This is a genomic window from Pseudomonas ceruminis, from assembly GCF_021602025.1.
Classification (GTDB): Bacteria; Pseudomonadota; Gammaproteobacteria; order Pseudomonadales; family Pseudomonadaceae; genus Aquipseudomonas; species Aquipseudomonas ceruminis.
Window position 1 is genome coordinate 95390 of sequence record NZ_BQHW01000016.1, and the last position, 16892, is coordinate 112281.

General features: G+C 62.9%; 19 protein-coding genes and 1 pseudogene. 9 read left to right on the forward strand and 11 right to left on the reverse strand.

Going from position 1 to position 16892, the window contains the following annotated elements; translation table 11 throughout:
- Positions 1-94: 94 nt before the first annotated feature.
- Positions 95-550, reverse strand: a pseudogene (locus tag L6D80_RS18425) (IS110 family transposase); the annotation flags it as partial.
- A 180-nt stretch (positions 551-730) separates the two neighbouring features.
- On the opposite strand from L6D80_RS18425, the gene L6D80_RS18430 reads away from it, so the two are divergent.
- Positions 731-1390: an HAD family hydrolase gene (locus tag L6D80_RS18430; RefSeq protein WP_176516547.1), complete on the forward strand. Its 660-nt coding sequence runs from the start codon at positions 731-733 to the stop codon at positions 1388-1390.
- 106 nt (positions 1391-1496) lie between these two features.
- Positions 1497-2228, forward strand: coding sequence for a DUF899 domain-containing protein (locus L6D80_RS18435; RefSeq protein WP_176516545.1), 732 nt, complete (start codon positions 1497-1499; stop codon positions 2226-2228).
- Between the two features lie 3 nt (positions 2229-2231).
- Here the strand turns inward: L6D80_RS18435 and ureG are convergent, their stop codons facing one another.
- The 8 genes from ureG to L6D80_RS18475 are packed head-to-tail and all read right to left on the reverse strand — an operon-like array spanning position 2232 to position 7780.
- Entirely contained in the window at positions 2232-2855 is a 624-nt protein-coding gene (gene ureG, locus L6D80_RS18440) for an urease accessory protein UreG (RefSeq protein WP_054903294.1), read from the reverse strand.
- Positions 2856-2866: 11 nt separating this feature from the next.
- Positions 2867-3541 carry an urease accessory protein UreF gene (locus L6D80_RS18445; protein ID WP_054903295.1) on the reverse strand — a complete coding sequence of 225 codons (675 nt, stop codon included), beginning with the start codon at positions 3539-3541 and terminating at the stop codon, positions 2867-2869.
- Positions 3541-4086: a HupE/UreJ family protein gene (locus L6D80_RS18450; protein ID WP_054903296.1), complete on the reverse strand. Its 546-nt coding sequence runs from the start codon at positions 4084-4086 to the stop codon at positions 3541-3543. The genes L6D80_RS18445 and L6D80_RS18450 overlap by 1 nt, the downstream gene beginning before the upstream one ends.
- A 21-nt stretch (positions 4087-4107) precedes the next feature.
- The gene (gene ureE, locus L6D80_RS18455; protein WP_054903297.1) at positions 4108-4587 is read right to left on the reverse strand and encodes an urease accessory protein UreE; all 480 of its coding nucleotides are present in this window, start codon (positions 4585-4587) and stop codon (positions 4108-4110) included.
- A gap of 10 nt (positions 4588-4597) precedes the next feature.
- Positions 4598-6301 (reverse strand): urease subunit alpha, encoded by a 1704-nt coding sequence (gene ureC, locus L6D80_RS18460; RefSeq protein WP_176516544.1) that lies wholly within the window; start codon positions 6299-6301, stop codon positions 4598-4600.
- Entirely contained in the window at positions 6298-6615 is a 318-nt protein-coding gene (locus L6D80_RS18465) for an urease subunit beta (RefSeq protein WP_054903299.1), read from the reverse strand. The genes ureC and L6D80_RS18465 overlap by 4 nt, the downstream gene beginning before the upstream one ends.
- 19 nt (positions 6616-6634) lie before the next feature.
- Positions 6635-6937: an urease subunit gamma gene (locus L6D80_RS18470; RefSeq protein ID WP_054903300.1), complete on the reverse strand. Its 303-nt coding sequence runs from the start codon at positions 6935-6937 to the stop codon at positions 6635-6637.
- A 9-nt stretch (positions 6938-6946) separates the two neighbouring features.
- On the reverse strand, positions 6947-7780 hold the full coding sequence (locus L6D80_RS18475; protein WP_054903301.1) for an urease accessory protein UreD: 834 nt from the start codon (positions 7778-7780) through the stop codon (positions 6947-6949).
- A gap of 270 nt (positions 7781-8050) precedes the next feature.
- On the opposite strand from L6D80_RS18475, the gene L6D80_RS18480 reads away from it, so the two are divergent.
- From L6D80_RS18480 to L6D80_RS18500, 5 genes are all read left to right on the forward strand, one after another.
- Positions 8051-8428 carry a glyoxalase superfamily protein gene (locus L6D80_RS18480; protein ID WP_176516542.1) on the forward strand — a complete coding sequence of 126 codons (378 nt, stop codon included), beginning with the start codon at positions 8051-8053 and terminating at the stop codon, positions 8426-8428.
- Positions 8425-8811 (forward strand): hypothetical protein, encoded by a 387-nt coding sequence (locus L6D80_RS18485; RefSeq protein ID WP_054903303.1) that lies wholly within the window; start codon positions 8425-8427, stop codon positions 8809-8811. Before L6D80_RS18480 ends, L6D80_RS18485 begins: the two co-directional genes overlap by 4 nt.
- 140 nt (positions 8812-8951) lie before the next feature.
- Entirely contained in the window at positions 8952-9971 is a 1020-nt protein-coding gene (locus L6D80_RS18490) for a branched-chain amino acid aminotransferase (protein ID WP_054903304.1), read from the forward strand.
- Between the two features lie 181 nt (positions 9972-10152).
- Positions 10153-10833 carry a response regulator transcription factor gene (locus L6D80_RS18495; RefSeq protein ID WP_054903334.1) on the forward strand — a complete coding sequence of 227 codons (681 nt, stop codon included), beginning with the start codon at positions 10153-10155 and terminating at the stop codon, positions 10831-10833.
- Positions 10811-12202 (forward strand): sensor histidine kinase, encoded by a 1392-nt coding sequence (locus L6D80_RS18500; RefSeq protein WP_054903305.1) that lies wholly within the window; start codon positions 10811-10813, stop codon positions 12200-12202. Before L6D80_RS18495 ends, L6D80_RS18500 begins: the two co-directional genes overlap by 23 nt.
- Positions 12203-12237: 35 nt before the next feature.
- Here L6D80_RS18500 and cysS read toward each other — a convergent pair whose 3' ends face one another.
- Both cysS and L6D80_RS18510 read right to left on the reverse strand, forming a co-directional pair.
- A complete protein-coding gene (gene cysS / locus L6D80_RS18505) occupies positions 12238-13620 on the reverse strand; it encodes a cysteine--tRNA ligase (RefSeq protein ID WP_054903306.1) in 1383 nt (460 codons plus the stop codon).
- A gap of 9 nt (positions 13621-13629) precedes the next feature.
- Entirely contained in the window at positions 13630-15333 is a 1704-nt protein-coding gene (locus L6D80_RS18510) for a glutamine--tRNA ligase/YqeY domain fusion protein (RefSeq protein ID WP_176516540.1), read from the reverse strand.
- A 235-nt stretch (positions 15334-15568) separates the two neighbouring features.
- On the opposite strand from L6D80_RS18510, the gene L6D80_RS18515 reads away from it, so the two are divergent.
- Positions 15569-16069 (forward strand): peptidylprolyl isomerase, encoded by a 501-nt coding sequence (locus tag L6D80_RS18515; protein WP_054903308.1) that lies wholly within the window; start codon positions 15569-15571, stop codon positions 16067-16069.
- Positions 16066-16788 carry a UDP-2,3-diacylglucosamine diphosphatase gene (locus tag L6D80_RS18520; protein ID WP_054903309.1) on the forward strand — a complete coding sequence of 241 codons (723 nt, stop codon included), beginning with the start codon at positions 16066-16068 and terminating at the stop codon, positions 16786-16788. Before L6D80_RS18515 ends, L6D80_RS18520 begins: the two co-directional genes overlap by 4 nt.
- Positions 16789-16892 lie beyond the last annotated feature (104 nt).

Below are 16892 nucleotides of genomic sequence, written 5' to 3' on the forward strand. Positions count from 1 at the left end.
CTCGGGACTGTATTTTTTACGCTTGGACATGAACACCCCTTCGGCTCGATGTGAGCTTACTCGAAAGTGTCCGTGTTAGTGGGGTAGAAGCCTAAGTTCGGGCGTCTGTCCAAAGCCATCCAATAACGATGATATGCAGCGCACTGTTCGCGGCACGATCACCACCTCAATTGAGGCGGTGTCGGGTGACCTTTCCTGAAGAGACCTGGACTGAGGAAAACAATTCTCGTGCAAGATCGTCAACCGAGGCTGCAATCATTAAATCTAAGTCCGCTTTTTCGTCATGCAGTGCTAGATAACGCCGCCCCAGCGACTTTAGAGTAATCCGGTAGACGGACGCGAATTGACGATAACTTGACAGATCTGGACGCCATGCTCCCAGTGTTATGGTCAGTTGCATGCGGGTCAACGTGCCTAGTAAAGCGCCTGGCCTGTATGGCAGTCTTGCGACACACCTTGAGCACACGTAACGATGCGACCATGCCGCCTTGTTTTTTGGGGTAACTGTCCGAATACCAGCGAAGGCCGCGTGTGCGGCATTTCCAGCATCCCAGCCCAACTAAATCCTCACCTCGTAATCAATAAGTAAATCTTACAATCCGCGAGACGACTGGAACGCAAATTATTGTAATGTCGAGATTATCGACTAGCCAGAAACTGGAAGATTTATTTAAGATGACTCTTTCGCTATCATCCATTCGCACGTGTTTTTCAACTGCCTGGATACCTGATGCTGACTGCCCTGTTGTTTGACCTAGACGGCACCCTGACCGATACCGATACCCTGCATTTGCAGGCCTTCCGCCAGTTGCTGCGCGACTATGACGGCCGTGAACTGACCCAGGCCGAGTTCGATGCCCAGGTCAGCGGGCGCGCCAATGGCCAACTGTTTGCCGAGTTGTTCCCGAGTGCCAGCCACCAGGAACGCGTGGCGCTGGCCGACCGCAAAGAAGCCTTGTTCCGCGAGCTGGCCCCTGCACTTGAACCCATGCCGGGCTTGCTGCGCCTGCTGGAGCACGCCCAAAGCCGCGGGATTGGCATGTGCGTGGTGACCAACGCGCCCCGGCTCAATGCCGAGCACATGCTGGCCGCCATGGGCCTGAACACGCGCTTCGAACAGGTGGTGGTCGCCGATGAACTGGAGCGACCCAAGCCAGACCCCTTACCCTACCTGACCGGGCTTCAGCGCCTGGGCGCCGTTGCCGGTGAGGCCCTGGCATTCGAAGATTCGTTACCCGGCGTAAAGGCTGCGAGCGCTGCCGGTATCGTTACCGTGGGCATCGCCACTACACAGACACCCGAGCGGTTGCAGGCTGCAGGGGCGAAGCTGGTGGTGGATGATTTCGATGATCCGAGGTTGTGGCGGTTGATCGAGGCGATGCAGGGTTGAATCGCCTATTGGCCATGGCTCCATTCGTCGCCATTGTGCTTCTGCTGTCGAATCCCCGCACGCTGGCTCGACCAACTGTTGAATCCCCAAGCGCGGAGTAACCGCCATGAGCAATTCGACAACAGGCCATGCAGTCGTCTCACGCAGTCAATGGCTAGCCGCCCGCCGCCAACTCTGGCTGCACGAAAAAGCGTTCACCCACCAACGCGACGAACTGGCAGCCGCTCGCCGCGCCCTGCCCTGGGTCAAGGTCGAGCAGCCTTATCGTTTCCACGGAGCGAGCGGCGAGCAGTCACTGAGCGACCTTTTCGTCGGGCGCAGCCAGCTGCTGGTCTACCACTTCATGTTTGCCGAGGGCTGGAGTGAGGGCTGCCCCGGCTGTTCCTTTCTCGCCGACCACTTCGACGGCGCCAACCTGCACCTGGCCCATCACGATGTTTCGCTGGTCGCCGTATCGCGCGCGCCTTACCCCGAGTTTCAGGCGTTCCGCCAACGCATGGGCTGGCGCTTCCCCTGGTACTCGTCACACGGCAGCGGCTTCAATGAGGACTTCGGTGTCAGCGTCGGCACCCAAGGTGAACGGCAGTACAACTACGAACCTTACAGCGGCAGCGAAAGCGAGCTGCCAGGGCTGAGCGCTTTCTACCGTGACCCGGACGGCACGGTCTACCACACCTACTCCACCTATGCCCGCGGGCTGGACATTCTGGTCAACACCTACAACTTCCTCGACATTGCGCCACTGGGGCGCAATGAGGCCGGGACCATGGACTGGGTGCGGCATCACGATCGGTACGAGGGGCAAACCGGGAAGCCGCACTGCTGCCACGACACGTGATGGTCAGCCCCTCACCCCGAGCATCCCCCGCTCGACGATGAAGTCGATCACCGCCTGCAGGCCTTCGCCCTTCTTCAGGTTGCTGAACGTCCATGGGCGCTCCGGGCGCATGCGCTGGGTGTCGCGCGCCATGACCTCCAGCGAGGCACCAACATAGGGCGCCAGGTCGGTCTTGTTGATCACCAGGAAATCCGATTTGGTGATGCCAGGGCCGCCCTTGCGCGGGATTTTCTCACCTTCGGCCACGTCGATCACGTAAATGGTCAGGTCGGCCAGCTCGGGGCTGAACGTGGCGCTGAGGTTGTCACCGCCGCTCTCCACGAAGATCACTTCCAGGTTGCCGAACTTGCGCGCCAGGGCTTCGACGGCAGCCAGGTTCATCGAGGCATCCTCACGGATGGCCGTGTGCGGGCAACCGCCGGTTTCGACGCCAACGATACGCTCGGGCTCCAGGGCGCCGGCCTCCGTCAGGATGCGCTGGTCTTCCTTGGTGTAGATGTCATTGGTGACCACGGCAATCTGGTAGTGATCGCGCATGGCCTTGCACAGGCATTCGAGCAGCGCAGTCTTGCCAGAGCCGACCGGGCCGCCGACACCGACGCGCAGGGGTTGCTGATAGCTTTGCATGTAGGCAGTCCTCAGGAACGGAACAAACGGGTGTATTGGGTTTCGTGACGCGATGAAGCAATGGCCAGCAACGGCAGGCCGCCACCGAGCTGCTCATCACCCAGGGCCAGGGCCTGGTCGAGCACATCGGGCAAGGCCGCGCCCAGGTCGCGCAACAGGGTTTGCGCCGCCTGCTGACCAAACGGCACCAGCTTGACCCCGGCCATCACCGCGCCTTCAAGCCAGGCGAAAGCATGCCCAAGGGCAAGCTGGCGCAGCGGGATCGACCAGTGCACGGCAAGCCATGCCAGGCCACCCAACTGGCTGAGCTCCAGGCTGGCACGCCAGGCCGGCGCCTGGCCCAACTGCCAGCCGTCGAGCAGCCGCGCCAGGGCTGCGCCACGCTGTTGCTCTTCAAGGCGCAACTCGGCGGTTTCCCGGTTGGCCAATAGAAAGCGGCTCCACCGACCAAAGGCGTCGGCATCGTCAGCCTCGCAGGCGTGGTACAGGCGCGCCAGGACCGGCCAGTCCAGATAACAGAGGGTGTCGTGCAGCTGTTCATGCTGCCAGGCACTAAAGCTGGCCGTGTCACGCACCCAGCCAGCCTCCACGGCCCATTCCAGGCCTTGTGAGTAGGTAAAGCCACCCACCGGCAGGCCGGGGCTGGCCAACTGCAGCAGGCGCAGCAGTGCCAGGTCGCTGCTCATCAACCGGCCAGCACCAGCGCGGCGCCGGCCAGCATGCCGCCACCGAAGGCTTTCTGCAGGCCGCTGTGGCGGCGCAGCAGGCAACCGAGGGCAAAGCCTGCTACCAGCAGCAGGCCGCTGACGGTGACGAAGCCAGCGCTGAACACCCAGAACGCACTCGGGGTCGCTTCCACGCCGTGAGCCCAGCCATGGAACAGGGCGAACACTGGCATGGCCAGCGCCAGCAGCAACTGCCGGCTGGGCAGCAGCACCGCGACGGCAGCCACCAGCACGGAGGCGGCGATCATCGTTTCCATACCCAGCACATCACCAAACAGGTGGCCACACACAGCACCTGCGAACATCGACGCCAAGGTCGCCAGTGGCAGGGTCAGGTTGCGCCGGGTCAAGGCCGCCAGCACCCCGGTGCCCAGCAGCATCAGGAGGTGGTCCAGGCCCGTCAACGGGTGCAACAAGCCATCGTGCAGCGGGTTGCTGTCATGGCCAGGGTGGGCGAAGGCTGGCAATGCGATCATCAGCAGCACAAGGGCGAAAGTCTTTTTCATGGTTGGCTCCTTTGGGGCAGGTCAGGCTGGCAGGCGCACGAACGGATGGTCGTGGCCGTGGTTGTGGCTGTGCGGCGCGCTCTGATAGGCGCCGGCTTCCGGTTCGAACGGTGCCTGTTCGGCTTCCACCGTCAGGCCCAGGCCGCGCAGCATGTCGTCGAGGACATGGTCGTGCTGATAGCGCAGCAGGCCGGGTTCGATCTGCAGGGGCACGTGGCGATTACCCAGGTGGTAGGCAGCGCGAGCCAGCAGGTGCGGGTCGCTGCAGCGCACCGTCGACACCGCTTCGGGTGCAGCGAGCACACGCACCACCTGGCTGCCACTGGCATCGGCGAGCAGCTCGCCGCCGCGCAGCAGGTGGCCGCGCTCGAGCATCAGGCCGGCCTCGCGGCCGTCGTCGAGGGCCACGCGCAGGCGGCTCTTGATGCGGCTGTCGACGCTCAGGGTGACAGTGCCGGTGACCGTGTCGGCTTCATCGATTCGCCGAGTCAGAACAATCATCTTCGCTCCTTCAGAACAGGAAATAACGCTGGGCCAGCGGCAGTTCGTGGGCCGGCTCGCACACCAGCAGCTCGCCGTCGGCACGCACCTGGTAAGTTTGCGAGTCGACTTCGATCACCGGTTGCAGCGTGTTGTGGACCATGTCGGCCTTACGCACCTGGCGGCAGCCGTGGGCCACGCCGATCAGGCTCTGCAGCCCCAGTTGCTGTGCCAGCCCTTGGTCCATGGCGGCCTGGGGCAGGAAGGTCATGCGCGTGGCATGGCGGGCCGCCCCGAGGGCGCCGAACATCGGCCGGTAGTGCACCGGCTGCGGGGTCGGGATCGAGCCGTTGATATCGCCCATGGGGGCGGTGGCGATCATCCCGCCCTTGATGACCAGGGCAGGCTTGACCGCGAAGAAGGCCGGCGACCAAAGCACCATATCCGCCAGTTTGCCCACTTCGATCGAGCCCACTTCATGGGCAATGCCATGGGTGAGCGCCGGGTTTATGGTGTACTTGGCGATGTAGCGTTTGACCCGGAAGTTGTCGCTGTAGGTGCTATCTGGCGTCAAAGGGCCGCGGCGCAGCTTCATTTGGTGCGCCACCTGCCAGGTCCGCAACACCACTTCGCCGACCCGGCCCATGGCCTGGGAATCGGACGAGGTCATGGCAAAGGCGCCCATATCGTGCAGGATGTCTTCGGCGGCGATGGTTTCACGGCGAATACGCGACTCGGCAAAGGCCACGTCTTCGGCGATGCTTGGGTCCAGGTGGTGGCAGACCATCAACATGTCGAGGTGCTCATCGACGGTGTTGACCGTGTACGGCAGGGTCGGGTTGGTCGAGGACGGCAGCACATTGGCTTGCCCCGCCGCACGGATGATGTCCGGCGCGTGGCCACCGCCGGCGCCTTCGGTATGGAAGGTATGGATGGTGCGATCGCCGATGGCGGCCAAAGTATCTTCAATGCAGCCGGATTCGTTGAGGGTGTCGGTGTGGATGGCCACCTGAATGTCCATTTCCTCGGCAACACCCAGGCAGCAGTCGATGGCGGCCGGCGTCGAACCCCAGTCCTCGTGCAACTTCAGGCCCACCGCACCGGCGGTGATCTGCTCGCGCAGGGCTTCAGGCTGCGAGGCATTGCCTTTGCCCAGCAGGCCGATATTGATGGGCAGGCAATCGGCGGCCTGGAGCATGCGTGCCAGGTACCAGGGCCCCGGGGTGCAGGTGGTGGCATTGGTGCCGGTGGCCGGCCCGGTGCCACCACCAATGAAGGTCGTCACGCCACTGGTCAGCGCCTCTTCCACCTGTTGCGGGCAGATGAAGTGGATGTGCGAGTCAATGCCGCCTGCGGTAACGATCTTGCCTTCGGCCGCGATCACTTCGGTGCCAGGGCCGACCGGCACGGTCACGCCGGGTTGCACGTCCGGGTTGCCAGCCTTGCCGATTGCCGCGATACGCCCGCGCTTGACGCCGATATCAGCCTTGACGATACCCCAGTGGTCGATGATCAGGGCATTGGTCAACACCAGGTCCATGGCCTGCGCGGCGAGCATCTGGCCTTGCCCCATACCGTCGCGGATGACCTTGCCACCGCCGAACTTGACCTCTTCACCGTAGACCGTGAAGTCTTTCTCCACTTCCACCCACAGCGCCGTATCGGCCAGCCGTACACGGTCACCGACGGTGGGCCCGAACATGTCGGCGTAGGCCTGGCGCGAGAGACGGCTCATGCCCTGCCCTCCAATGCGCCCATCACCTTGCCCTGAAAGCCGTAGACCTCTCGCTTGCCGGCATAGGCCACCAGTTGCACAGTGCGTGATTGGCCCGGTTCGAAGCGCACCGCGGTGCCAGCCGGGATGTCGAGGCGAAAGCCGCGGGTAAGCTCGCGGTCGAACATCAGTGCGTCGTTCACCTCGTAGAAGTGGTAATGCGAGCCGACCTGCACCGGGCGGTCGCCATGGTTGGCCACGCTGACGCTGACTGTTTCGCGGCCGACGTTGAGTTCGATGTCGCCGGCGGCAACCTGAATTTCACCTGGGATCATGCTGGGCTCCTGCGCCAGGTCAGACGATGGGGTCATGCACGGTCACCAACTTGGTGCCGTCGGGAAAGGTTGCCTCGACCTGCACGTCATGGAGCATCTCGGCGACACCGTCCATGACCTGCTCGCGGCTGATGACCTCGCGGCCAAGGCTCATCAACTCGGCCACCGTGCGGCCATCGCGGGCCCCTTCAAGCACTGCGGCGCTGATCAGCGCCACCGCCTCCGGGTAGTTGAGCCGTAGGCCACGGGCCAGGCGCCGTTCCGCCAGCAGCGCAGCGGTAAACAGCAGCAGTTTGTCTTTCTCTCTTGGGGTCAGCTCCATGGCGCTCTCTCAGGTGGCCCAGATGCGCGGCGGGCACGCCGGCAGGCCGAGAACGGCCGGCCGCAGCACGTGCCAGAGGCGCTGCAGGGTGTGTTGCAGGTGTTGGTTGTCGTGGTCGAGCAGGCGGATTACCAGCAGCGAGCCGAGCAAGGTCGCGCCAGCGGGGGTGCCGTGTTCCTCGAGCAGGTGCCTGGCTTGTTCCAGTACGGTCTGGTCTGCTGGCGTCGCGCAGAACGTAGCCACCAGCGGATAACCCCCCAGCTTGTCGAGCTGGCCGCCGCAGATACGCAAACGTTCGTGCAGGCCAGGGTCATCGGGCAGCTCGATGCACAAGCGGCTGTCCACAGCGCCAAGCTCGAAGCGCTCTGCCATCACCGGCCGCCCCAGGCACAGGGTTTCCCAGGCCAGCAGGCGTGCACCGGGCGCGAGGGTGAAACGGCTGTCGAGGCTGGCACGGGCACCGGAGAAGAAGATGCTGTCCTGGGGCAACCACTCCAGCGTACTGCCCGCTTGCAGATGAAAGCGTTGGGTCAGCCATGCCGTGGGGCCGATGCTGCGGTAGAACTTGCTCGCACCGGGCATGGTCAGCAACGCATGGCTACCGGGTTCAAGGTGGATGTCCAGATCCAGCCGGTCACCGGCAACGATGCCGCCTGGCGGGTGCAGCACATAGACGTGGCACGGTGCCCCTTCGGGATAGAACGGGCGCTGCACCAAAAGAGGTCCGTAATGGCGGCGCGCACCAAGGCGGGTCACACCCTGGCGTTCGACGAAGCGCAACTGCAGGTGGGCGCTCCAGCCTTGGTCCGGTTGCGGTGAATCGATCTGCTCCGCGAGCGACATCCTGCGGCCCCTGATATCCGTGGCCTGACGGCCGTTATAAGGGTCGGGGCAACACGCCGGTGCGCGGTTGGCCTGACCACTCGATCAAATTCGAATGCTGGGGATATAGCAGGTAGCGGGCCAACTACGCAGGTGAAGGTAAATGAAATCTCTGATCGTCGGCGCTGGCATAGGGCACGCCATGGCCTGACGCCCGGTAATGGGGTTGGGGCTTGGCCCTGTTTCAGTGCTGCGGTACAGTCCTGCATCGATAACGGCCAAGGATCTGCCATGCCCCTCGCCCCCGCCATCCCGGTCCTGCGTATCTTTTCGGTCGACAAGGCCAAGGCGTTCTACCTCGACTTTCTCGGTTTCACCCTGGACTGGGAGCACCGCTTCAGCCCGGACCTTCCGCTGTATGCGCAAATTCACCGCGACGGCCTGATCCTGCACCTGAGCGAACACCACGGCGACGCCTGCCCCGGCTCGACCGTGTTTGCCCGCACCGATGCGTTGCTGGCGCTGGAGCGCGAGCTACAGGACAAACAGTACGGCTACGCCCGCCCGCAGGCCGAGCGCGTCGACTGGGGACTGCAGATGCAAATCCACGACCCGTTCGGCAACCTGCTGCGCTTCTGCCAGCAGACTGATGGCGAGGCCGCACAATGAAAGCCTTGGGCAAGCGCGAGCTGGCACGCCTTGAGCGGGAATTGATCGCCTGCCTGACCGACGCCTGCGAAACGGCCAAGGCGCAAATCGTCGGTTTCACCTGGCTGACGCACCGCCTGGACCCAGACGAATTCCCCGCCAGCCTGCGTATCACCTGGGTATTCGAGCGCGAGGCGGACAAGGCTGCCGCTGTGGCGGGAGCAGCGAAAGTGCGCATGCTCAAGTTGACCTGCCAAGCGCTTGACGAGGCGGGTGTGAAGCTGGATCACCCCGCCTGGCATGTGCGCTTCGACAGTGAAGAGGCCTGCGCACGCAGCCATGCTGGCGATTGGAACAGGCGGCTGGAGGCCAGCCGCAACAGCGTTCGATCCCCTGGCCGCTGAAAACCCACCTATAGCCACCTACCGTCCGCACCAATTCGTGACTGGCCGTTCCCGATCTGCGACGGATGTATTATCGTGGCGTGGTGCGCATATAACAGCAGCCCGAGCGATCGGGCACTTGCAAGACAATCGAGGGTGTCATGAGTAACGAAAGCATTAACTGGGACAAGCTGGGTTTCGACTACATCAAGACCGACAAGCGCTACCTGTCCGTATGGCGCAATGGTGAGTGGGACAAAGGCACCCTGACCGAAGACAATGTGCTGCACATCAGTGAAGGCTCTACCGCCCTGCACTATGGCCAGCAGTGCTTCGAAGGCCTCAAGGCCTACCGTTGCAAAGACGGCTCGATCAACCTGTTCCGTCCCGACCAGAATGCCGCGCGCATGCAGCGCAGCTGTGCGCGCCTGCTGATGCCCCACGTGCCGACCGACGTGTTCATCGAGGCCTGCAAGCAAGTGGTCAAGGCCAACGAGAAGTTCGTGCCGCCACACGGTAAAGGTGCCCTGTACCTGCGCCCATTCGTAATCGGTACCGGCGACAACATCGGCGTGCGCACCGCCCCTGAGTTCATCTTCTCGGTGTTCGCCATCCCGGTTGGCTCGTACTTCAAAGGCGGCATGAAGCCGCACAACTTCCAGATTTCCAGCTTCGACCGTGCGGCCCCACAAGGCACTGGCGCGGCCAAGGTCGGTGGCAACTATGCCGCCAGCCTGCAGCCAGGCGCTGAAGCCAAGAAGGCCAACTTCGCCGATGCCATCTACCTCGATCCGCTGACCCACACCAAGATCGAGGAAGTCGGTTCGGCCAACTTCTTCGGCATTACCGCCAACAACGAATTCGTCACCCCTAAATCGGCTTCGGTACTGCCAGGCATCACCCGCCTTTCGCTGATGGAACTGGCGTCCTCGCGCCTGGGCCTGACCGTGATCGAAGGCGATGTCGAAATCAACAAGCTCGACCGCTTCATCGAAGCCGGCGCCTGCGGCACCGCTGCAGTGATCACCCCGATCGGTGGCATCGAGTACAACGGCAAGCTGCACGTGTTCCACGACCTGGAAAAGGTCGGCCCGGTCACCCAGAAGCTCTACAACGAGCTGACCGGCATCCAGAGCGGTGACGTCGAAGCGCCAGCCGGCTGGATCGTCAAGGTCGCCTGAGACACTGCGCTACGTTGAACGACGGGGTGTGCCAGCGCTTGGCATGCCCCGTTTTTTTTTCGGCCGAATGTGCCGGCGATGGCGCCGCTGCAGGCAAGCGCGGCCAGATGAATTTTTCTTAAATCGCCGTTTGGCTATTCTTTGGCACAATCAAGTCTCCTTTAGACGCCCAGGAACCAGCATGCCACGCGTACTGACCATCGAAGACGACGCCGTTACCGGCCAGGAAATCGTCGCCGAACTCACCAGCCACGGGCTGCAAGTGGATTGGGCCGACAATGGCCGTGAAGGCCTGGCCAAAGCCATCGCCGGCGGCTACGACCTGATCACCCTGGACCGTATGTTGCCTGAGGTCGATGGCCTGACGATCGTCACGACCCTGCGCAACCTGAAGATTGCCACGCCTATCCTGATGATCAGCGCGCTGTCCGACGTCGATGAGCGCGTACGCGGGCTGCGGGCCGGTGGCGACGACTACCTGACCAAGCCTTTCGCCTCCGACGAGATGGCCGCACGGGTTGAAGTGTTGCTGCGACGCAACAGCGTGCCGATGACCCAGACCCGCCTGCAGGTCGCCGACCTGCAACTGGACCTGATCAGCCACGAAGCGCGCCGCGGCGAGCAGACACTCAACCTGCTGCCCACCGAATACAAGCTGCTCGAGTACCTGATGCGCCACAGCGGCCAGGTGATCACGCGGATGATGATCTTCGAGGAAGTGTGGGGCTACCACTTCGACCCCGGCACCAACCTGATCGACGTGCACATCGGCCGCCTGCGCAAGAAGATCGATTCCCCCGGGCAGTCGCCGCTGATCCGTACCGTACGGGGCTCCGGCTATGCCATTGCTGAACCCGTCTAAGGGCTGGAGTTCGTCGACCAGTCGCCTGCTGGCACTGTACAGCTTCCTCTTCGTGGCCTGGAGCAGCATCCTCATGGGGGTGCTGTATTTCGAGGTGACCAGCTACCTCAACAAGCTTACTCGCCACTCCATGTTGCAGCGCCAGCACCTGTTCGCGCACATGAGCGGCAAGCAGCTGGACGATGCCCTGATCGCCAGCCAGGCCTTCGAGGAACGCGCCTTCGATGCCTACGGCCTGTTCGACGCCCAGCTCAACCCACTCGGCGGACGTATCCGGGCCGTTCCGCCGGAACTGGGCCTGGACGGCAAGGTGCATGAGCTCAAACGCTGCCTGGACGCCGACGACCCGCACATGCCACGTGACAGCTGCGATGCCGTGGCGATCAAGGTGCAGGATGGCCGCTGGCTGGTCCTGTTCCGGGACAATGGGTCGCTGTTCGTGGTCACGCGCATCATTCTGCACGCGCTGTTATGGGGCATCTCGCTGACCTTGATACCGGGTTTCGCCGGCTGGTACTTGTTGCGCCGCCGGCCTTTAAAGCGCATTCGCGCCATCCAGGCACAGGCCGAACTGATCGTTGCCGGCGACCTCACCCACCGCCTGCCGCTATCGGCCCGGCGCGACGAACTGGACATGCTGGCGGCTATCGTCAACGCCATGCTCGACCGTATCGAACGGCTGATGCACGAGGTCAAGGGCGTGTGCGACAACATCGCCCATGACCTGCGTACACCACTGACCCGCTTGCGCGCGCAGCTCTACCGCATTCGCCAACAGAGCGAGTTCGACTCACCACAAGCTGAGGCGCTGGACCAGGCGATTGGTGAGACTGATACCTTGATGGCCCGCTTCCGCGGCCTGTTGCGCATCAGTGAGCTGGAGGACCGCCAACGTCGAGCCGGCTTCGTTGAGCTAGACCCGCACGACCTGCTGGTGGAGCTGCACGACTTCTACCTGCCGCTGGCCGAGGATGGCGGTATTCGCCTGTACCTGCAGCAACCAGGGCAGTTGACCGCCCTGCACGGTGACCGCGAATTGCTGTTCGAGGCGCTGGCCAATTTGGTCGGCAATGCCATCAAGTTCACGCCGGAAGGCGGCCGGGTAGCCATTACGGCCACACAGGATGAACTGGGCGTGCATATCGCCATCGAGGACAGCGGGCCAGGCATTCCGGAAGAAGAGCGCACCGCGGTGTTGAAGCGGTTCTATCGCAGTGAGGAGGGCCACCGCCATCCGGGGTTCGGGCTGGGGCTTTCGATCGTTGCGGCGATCGTTGACCTGCATGGCTTCGGGCTTGAGGTAGGGGAAAGCGAATTGGGCGGCGCCAAATTGGTCTTGCATTGCCACTTGGCCGCACTGGCTAAATAACATATGGGGCTGCGATGGCAGCCCCAAATGCTCGATCAGTCGGCCAAACGCCAGGTCGTCCCGCCCTTGCCGTCTTCCAGTACCACACCCATGGCGGTCAGCTGGTCACGGATACGGTCGGATTCGGCCCAGTTCTTGTCAGCCCGCGCCTGCAGGCGCGCCTGGATCAAGGCTTCGACTTCAGCCGCGTCGACTTTGCCTTCGGCGCCGGCGCGCAGGAAGTCATCGGCCTCCAGTTGCAGCACACCCAGCACATCCCCCAGCTCGCGCAGGCGGCCAGCCAGACCGGCAGCGGCCTCGACATCGCCGTCGCGCAGGCGGTTGATCTCGCGCACCAGGTCGAACAACACGGCACAGGCTTCCGGGGTGCCGAAATCGTCGTTCATCGCCACGCTGAAGCGCTCGACAAATTCCTCACCGCCCTTGGCCGCCACCCGCGGCAAGCCGCGCAGTGCGTGGTAGAAGCGCTCCAGAGCACCCTTGGCATCACGCAGGCTGTCTTCGGAGTAGTTGATGGCGCTGCGGTAGTGGCTGGCCACCAGCAGGTAGCGCACCACCTCGGGGTGATACTTGTCGAGCACATCACGGATGGTGAAGAAGTTGTTCAACGACTTCGACATCTTCTCGCCATTGATACGGATCATGCCGCAGTGCATCCAGGCGTTGGCGTACTGCTTGCCTGTGGCGGCCTCGCTCTGGGCGATCTCGTTCTCGTGGTGCGGGAACTCCAGGTCGCTGCCGCCCCCGTGGATGTCGAAGCTCTCGCCCAGGCAGCAGGTGGACATGACCGAGCACTCGATGTGCCAGCCCGGACGGCCCGGGCCCCACGGCGAATCCCAGTACGGCTCGCCCGGCTTGACGCCTTTCCACAGGACGAAGTCGAGCGGGTCCTGTTTGGCCTCGTCGACTTCGATGCGGGCACCAATGCGCAGGTCTTCAATCTTCTTGCGCGACAGCTTGCCGTAGCCGACGAACTTGCCAACCCGGTAGTACACGTCACCGTTGCCCGGCGCGTAGGCATAGCCTTTGTCGATCAGGGTCTGGATCATCGCGTGCATGCCGGCGATATGGTCGGTGGCTCGCGGTTCCTGGTCAGGCTTGAGGATGTTCAGGCGGCGTTCGTCCTCGTGCATCGCGTCGATCATGCGGGCTGTCAACGCGTCGAACGACTCACCGTTCTCGTTGGCCCGGTTGATGATCTTGTCGTCGATGTCGGTGATGTTGCGCACGTAGGTCAAGTCGTAGCCGCTCTTGCGCAGCCAACGGGTGACCAGGTCGAACGCCACCATGCTGCGGCCGTGGCCCAGGTGGCAGTAGTCGTACACGGTCATGCCGCACACGTACATGCGCACCTTGTTGCCATCGAGCGGCTTGAAGACTTCCTTGGTTTTGCTCAGCGTGTTGTAGATGGTAAGCACGGCGATTCCTTAGCTGCCCCAGGAGTCACGCAGGGTGACGGTGCGGTTGAACACCGGGCGGCCCGGCTGGCTGTCCTTGAGGTCGGCGCAGAAGTAGCCTTCCCGCTCGAACTGGAAGCGGTCTTCTGGCTGCGCCTGGCCCAGCGACGGCTCGGCGCGGCAACCGGTGAGCACCTGCAGCGAATCGGGGTTGATGTTGTCCAGGAAGCTGCCGCCCTCCTCGGTCTTTTCCGGGTTCGGCGAACGGAACAGGCGGTCGTACAGACGCACTTCGCACTCGACGCTGCCTTCGGCCGGCACCCAGTGAATCACGCCCTTGACCTTGCGGCCCTCAGGGTTCTTGCCCAGGGTGTCCGGGTCGTACGAGCAGCGCAGTTCGACGATGTTGCCGTCGGCGTCCTTGATGGCCTCGTCGGCGCGGATCACGTAGCTGCCGCGCAAGCGCACTTCACCGGCCGGCTCAAGGCGCTTGTAGCCTTTAGGCGGCACTTCCATGAAGTCGTCGCGGTCGATGTACAACTCACGGGCAAACGGCAGGACGCGTACACCCATGTCTTCTTTCGGGTGGCGCGGCAGTTCGAGCTGCTCGACCTGGCCTTGCGGATAGTTGGTAATGACCACCTTCAGCGGGCGCAGCACGCACATGGCGCGCGGTGCGCTGCGGTCCAGGTCGTCACGGATGCTGAACTCGAGCATCGACATGTCGACTACGCCGTCGGAACGGTTGGTACCGACCATCTCGCAGAAGTTGCGGATCGACGCCGGGGTGTAGCCACGGCGGCGGAAGCCCGACAGGGTCGACATGCGCGGGTCGTCCCAGGCACTGACGTGCTTTTCGTCCACCAGCTGCTTGAGCTTGCGCTTGGAGGTGATGGTGTAGTTCAGGTTCAGACGGCTGAACTCGTACTGGCGCGGGTGCGCCGGCACGGGCAGGTTGTCGAGGAACCAGTCGTACAACGGGCGATGGCCTTCGAACTCCAGGGTGCAGATCGAGTGGGTGATGCCTTCGATGGCATCGGACTGACCGTGGGTAAAATCGTAGTTCGGATAGATGCACCACTTGTCACCGGTCTGGTGGTGATGGGCATGGCGAATACGGTACAGGATCGGGTCGCGCAGGTTCATGTTGGGCGAGGCCATGTCGATTTTGGCGCGCAGTACGCGCTCGCCGTCCTTGAACTCACCCGCCTTCATACGCGCGAACAGGTCCAGGTTCTCTTCGACGCTACGGTCGCGGAACGGGCTGTTCTTGCCAGGCTGGGTCAGGCTGCCGCGGTATTCCTTGGCTTGATCAGGGGTCAGGTCGCAGACATAAGCCTTGCCACGCTTGATCAGTTCAACGGCCCAGTCGTGCAGCTGGTCGAAGTAATCCGAGGCAAAGCGCACCTCGCCGGCCCAGTCGAAGCCCAGCCATTTGACGTCGGCCTGGATGGCGTCGATGTATTCCTGGTCTTCCTTGGCCGGGTTGGTGTCGTCGAAGCGCAGATGACAGACGCCGCCGAACTCCTTGGCCAGGCCAAAGTTGACACAGATCGACTTGGCATGGCCGATGTGCAGGTAGCCGTTAGGCTCCGGCGGGAAACGGGTGACGATGCTGCTGTGCTTGCCCGAGTCCAGGTCGGCCTGGATGATCGGCCGCAGGAAGTTCGCAGGGACAGCGGGGGCGCCTTTGGCAGCGGCGTTGGGCGCGTTGTCGGCAGTGGGCTTGCTCATAGGATCCTTGAATGCACGTGTCCGGCCTGGGTAGGCCGATTGAATCAAAGGGCCTATCATAGCCGAAGCAGTCAAGCTGCTGACAGCCGGACACCGACAAACTGGCGCGTTTTATCGCGATCCGTGCAAAATGGCCGCTGCGCGCCATGTGCCGCGGTCGCCCGATCCTGCGTCAGGTGATTACACGCGCCCTGCGCAGCCTATTTCCGAATGCCTTGAAAGAGCGAATTTCAGCATGTCCAAAGTCAAACTGAGCACCAATCACGGCGATATCGTCCTGCAATTGAACGCCGAAAAAGCGCCACAAACTGTTAAGAACTTCGTTGAATACGTCAAAGACGGTCATTTCAATAACACCGTGTTCCACCGCGTGATCAAGGGCTTCATGATCCAGGGCGGCGGCTTCGAGCCGGGCATGAGCCAGAAGAAGACCCGCGCCAGCATCCAGAACGAAGCCGACAACGGCCTGAAGAACACCAAGTACAGCATTGCCATGGCCCGCACCATGGAGCCGCACTCGGCGTCCGCACAGTTCTTCATCAACGCCTCCGACAACGACTTCCTCAACCACAGCGGCAAGAACGTCCAGGGTTGGGGCTACGCGGTATTCGGCGAAGTGACCGAAGGCCGTGAAGTGGTCGACGCCATCGAGAAGGTCGCCACCGGTTCCAAGGCTGGCCACCAGGACGTCCCGAAAGACGACGTGATCATCGAGAAAGCCGAGATCATTGAGTGATACTGCTGATCTCCGATCTGCACCTGCAAGAAGAACGCCCGGACATTACCCGGGCGTTTCTTGATCTGCTCGACGGCCGCGCGCGTCATGCCACGGCACTGTACATCCTGGGCGACTTCTTCGAAGCCTGGATCGGCGACGATGCCATGACACCCTTTCAGCAGTCGATCTGCCAGGCCTTGCGCCAGCTGAGCGACAGCGGCACGGCGGTGTATTTGATGCACGGCAACCGTGATTTCCTGATTGGCCAGGACTTCTGCAAGGCCGCCGGCTGCACCCTGCTGGCCGACCCGAGCGTGGTCACCCTGGGCGGCGAACGAGTGTTGCTGATGCACGGTGACACCCTGTGCACCCGCGATGTCGCCTACCTGAAAATGCGCCGTTACCTGCGTAATCCAGTGAGCCTTTGGATTTTGCGGCACCTGCCGCTTTCCACCCGACAGAAACTGGCGCGCAAGCTGCGCAGCGAGAGCCGCGCCCAGGTGCGCATGAAGGCGACGGAAATTGTCGACGTCACGCCGGAGGAGGTGCCAAAGGTGATGGCGGCGCACGGAGTGAAAACGCTGGTGCATGGCCACACCCATCGGCCGGCGATCCACAAGCTGGTGGTCAATGGCGAACCGGCCCGGCGCATCGTGCTGGGGGACTGGGACCGTCGCGGCTGGACCCTGCAGGTGGATCCGCAAGGCTTCCAGCTTGAGCCGTTCGAGTTTTCCTGAAGGGGATCGCTCGGCCATACCGGCCCTCCAGACTCGCCTTCTGAAAGTTGACGCTGTGGGAGCGGGCTTGCCCCGCGAACACGCGAAGCCGGTGCCAACCACCG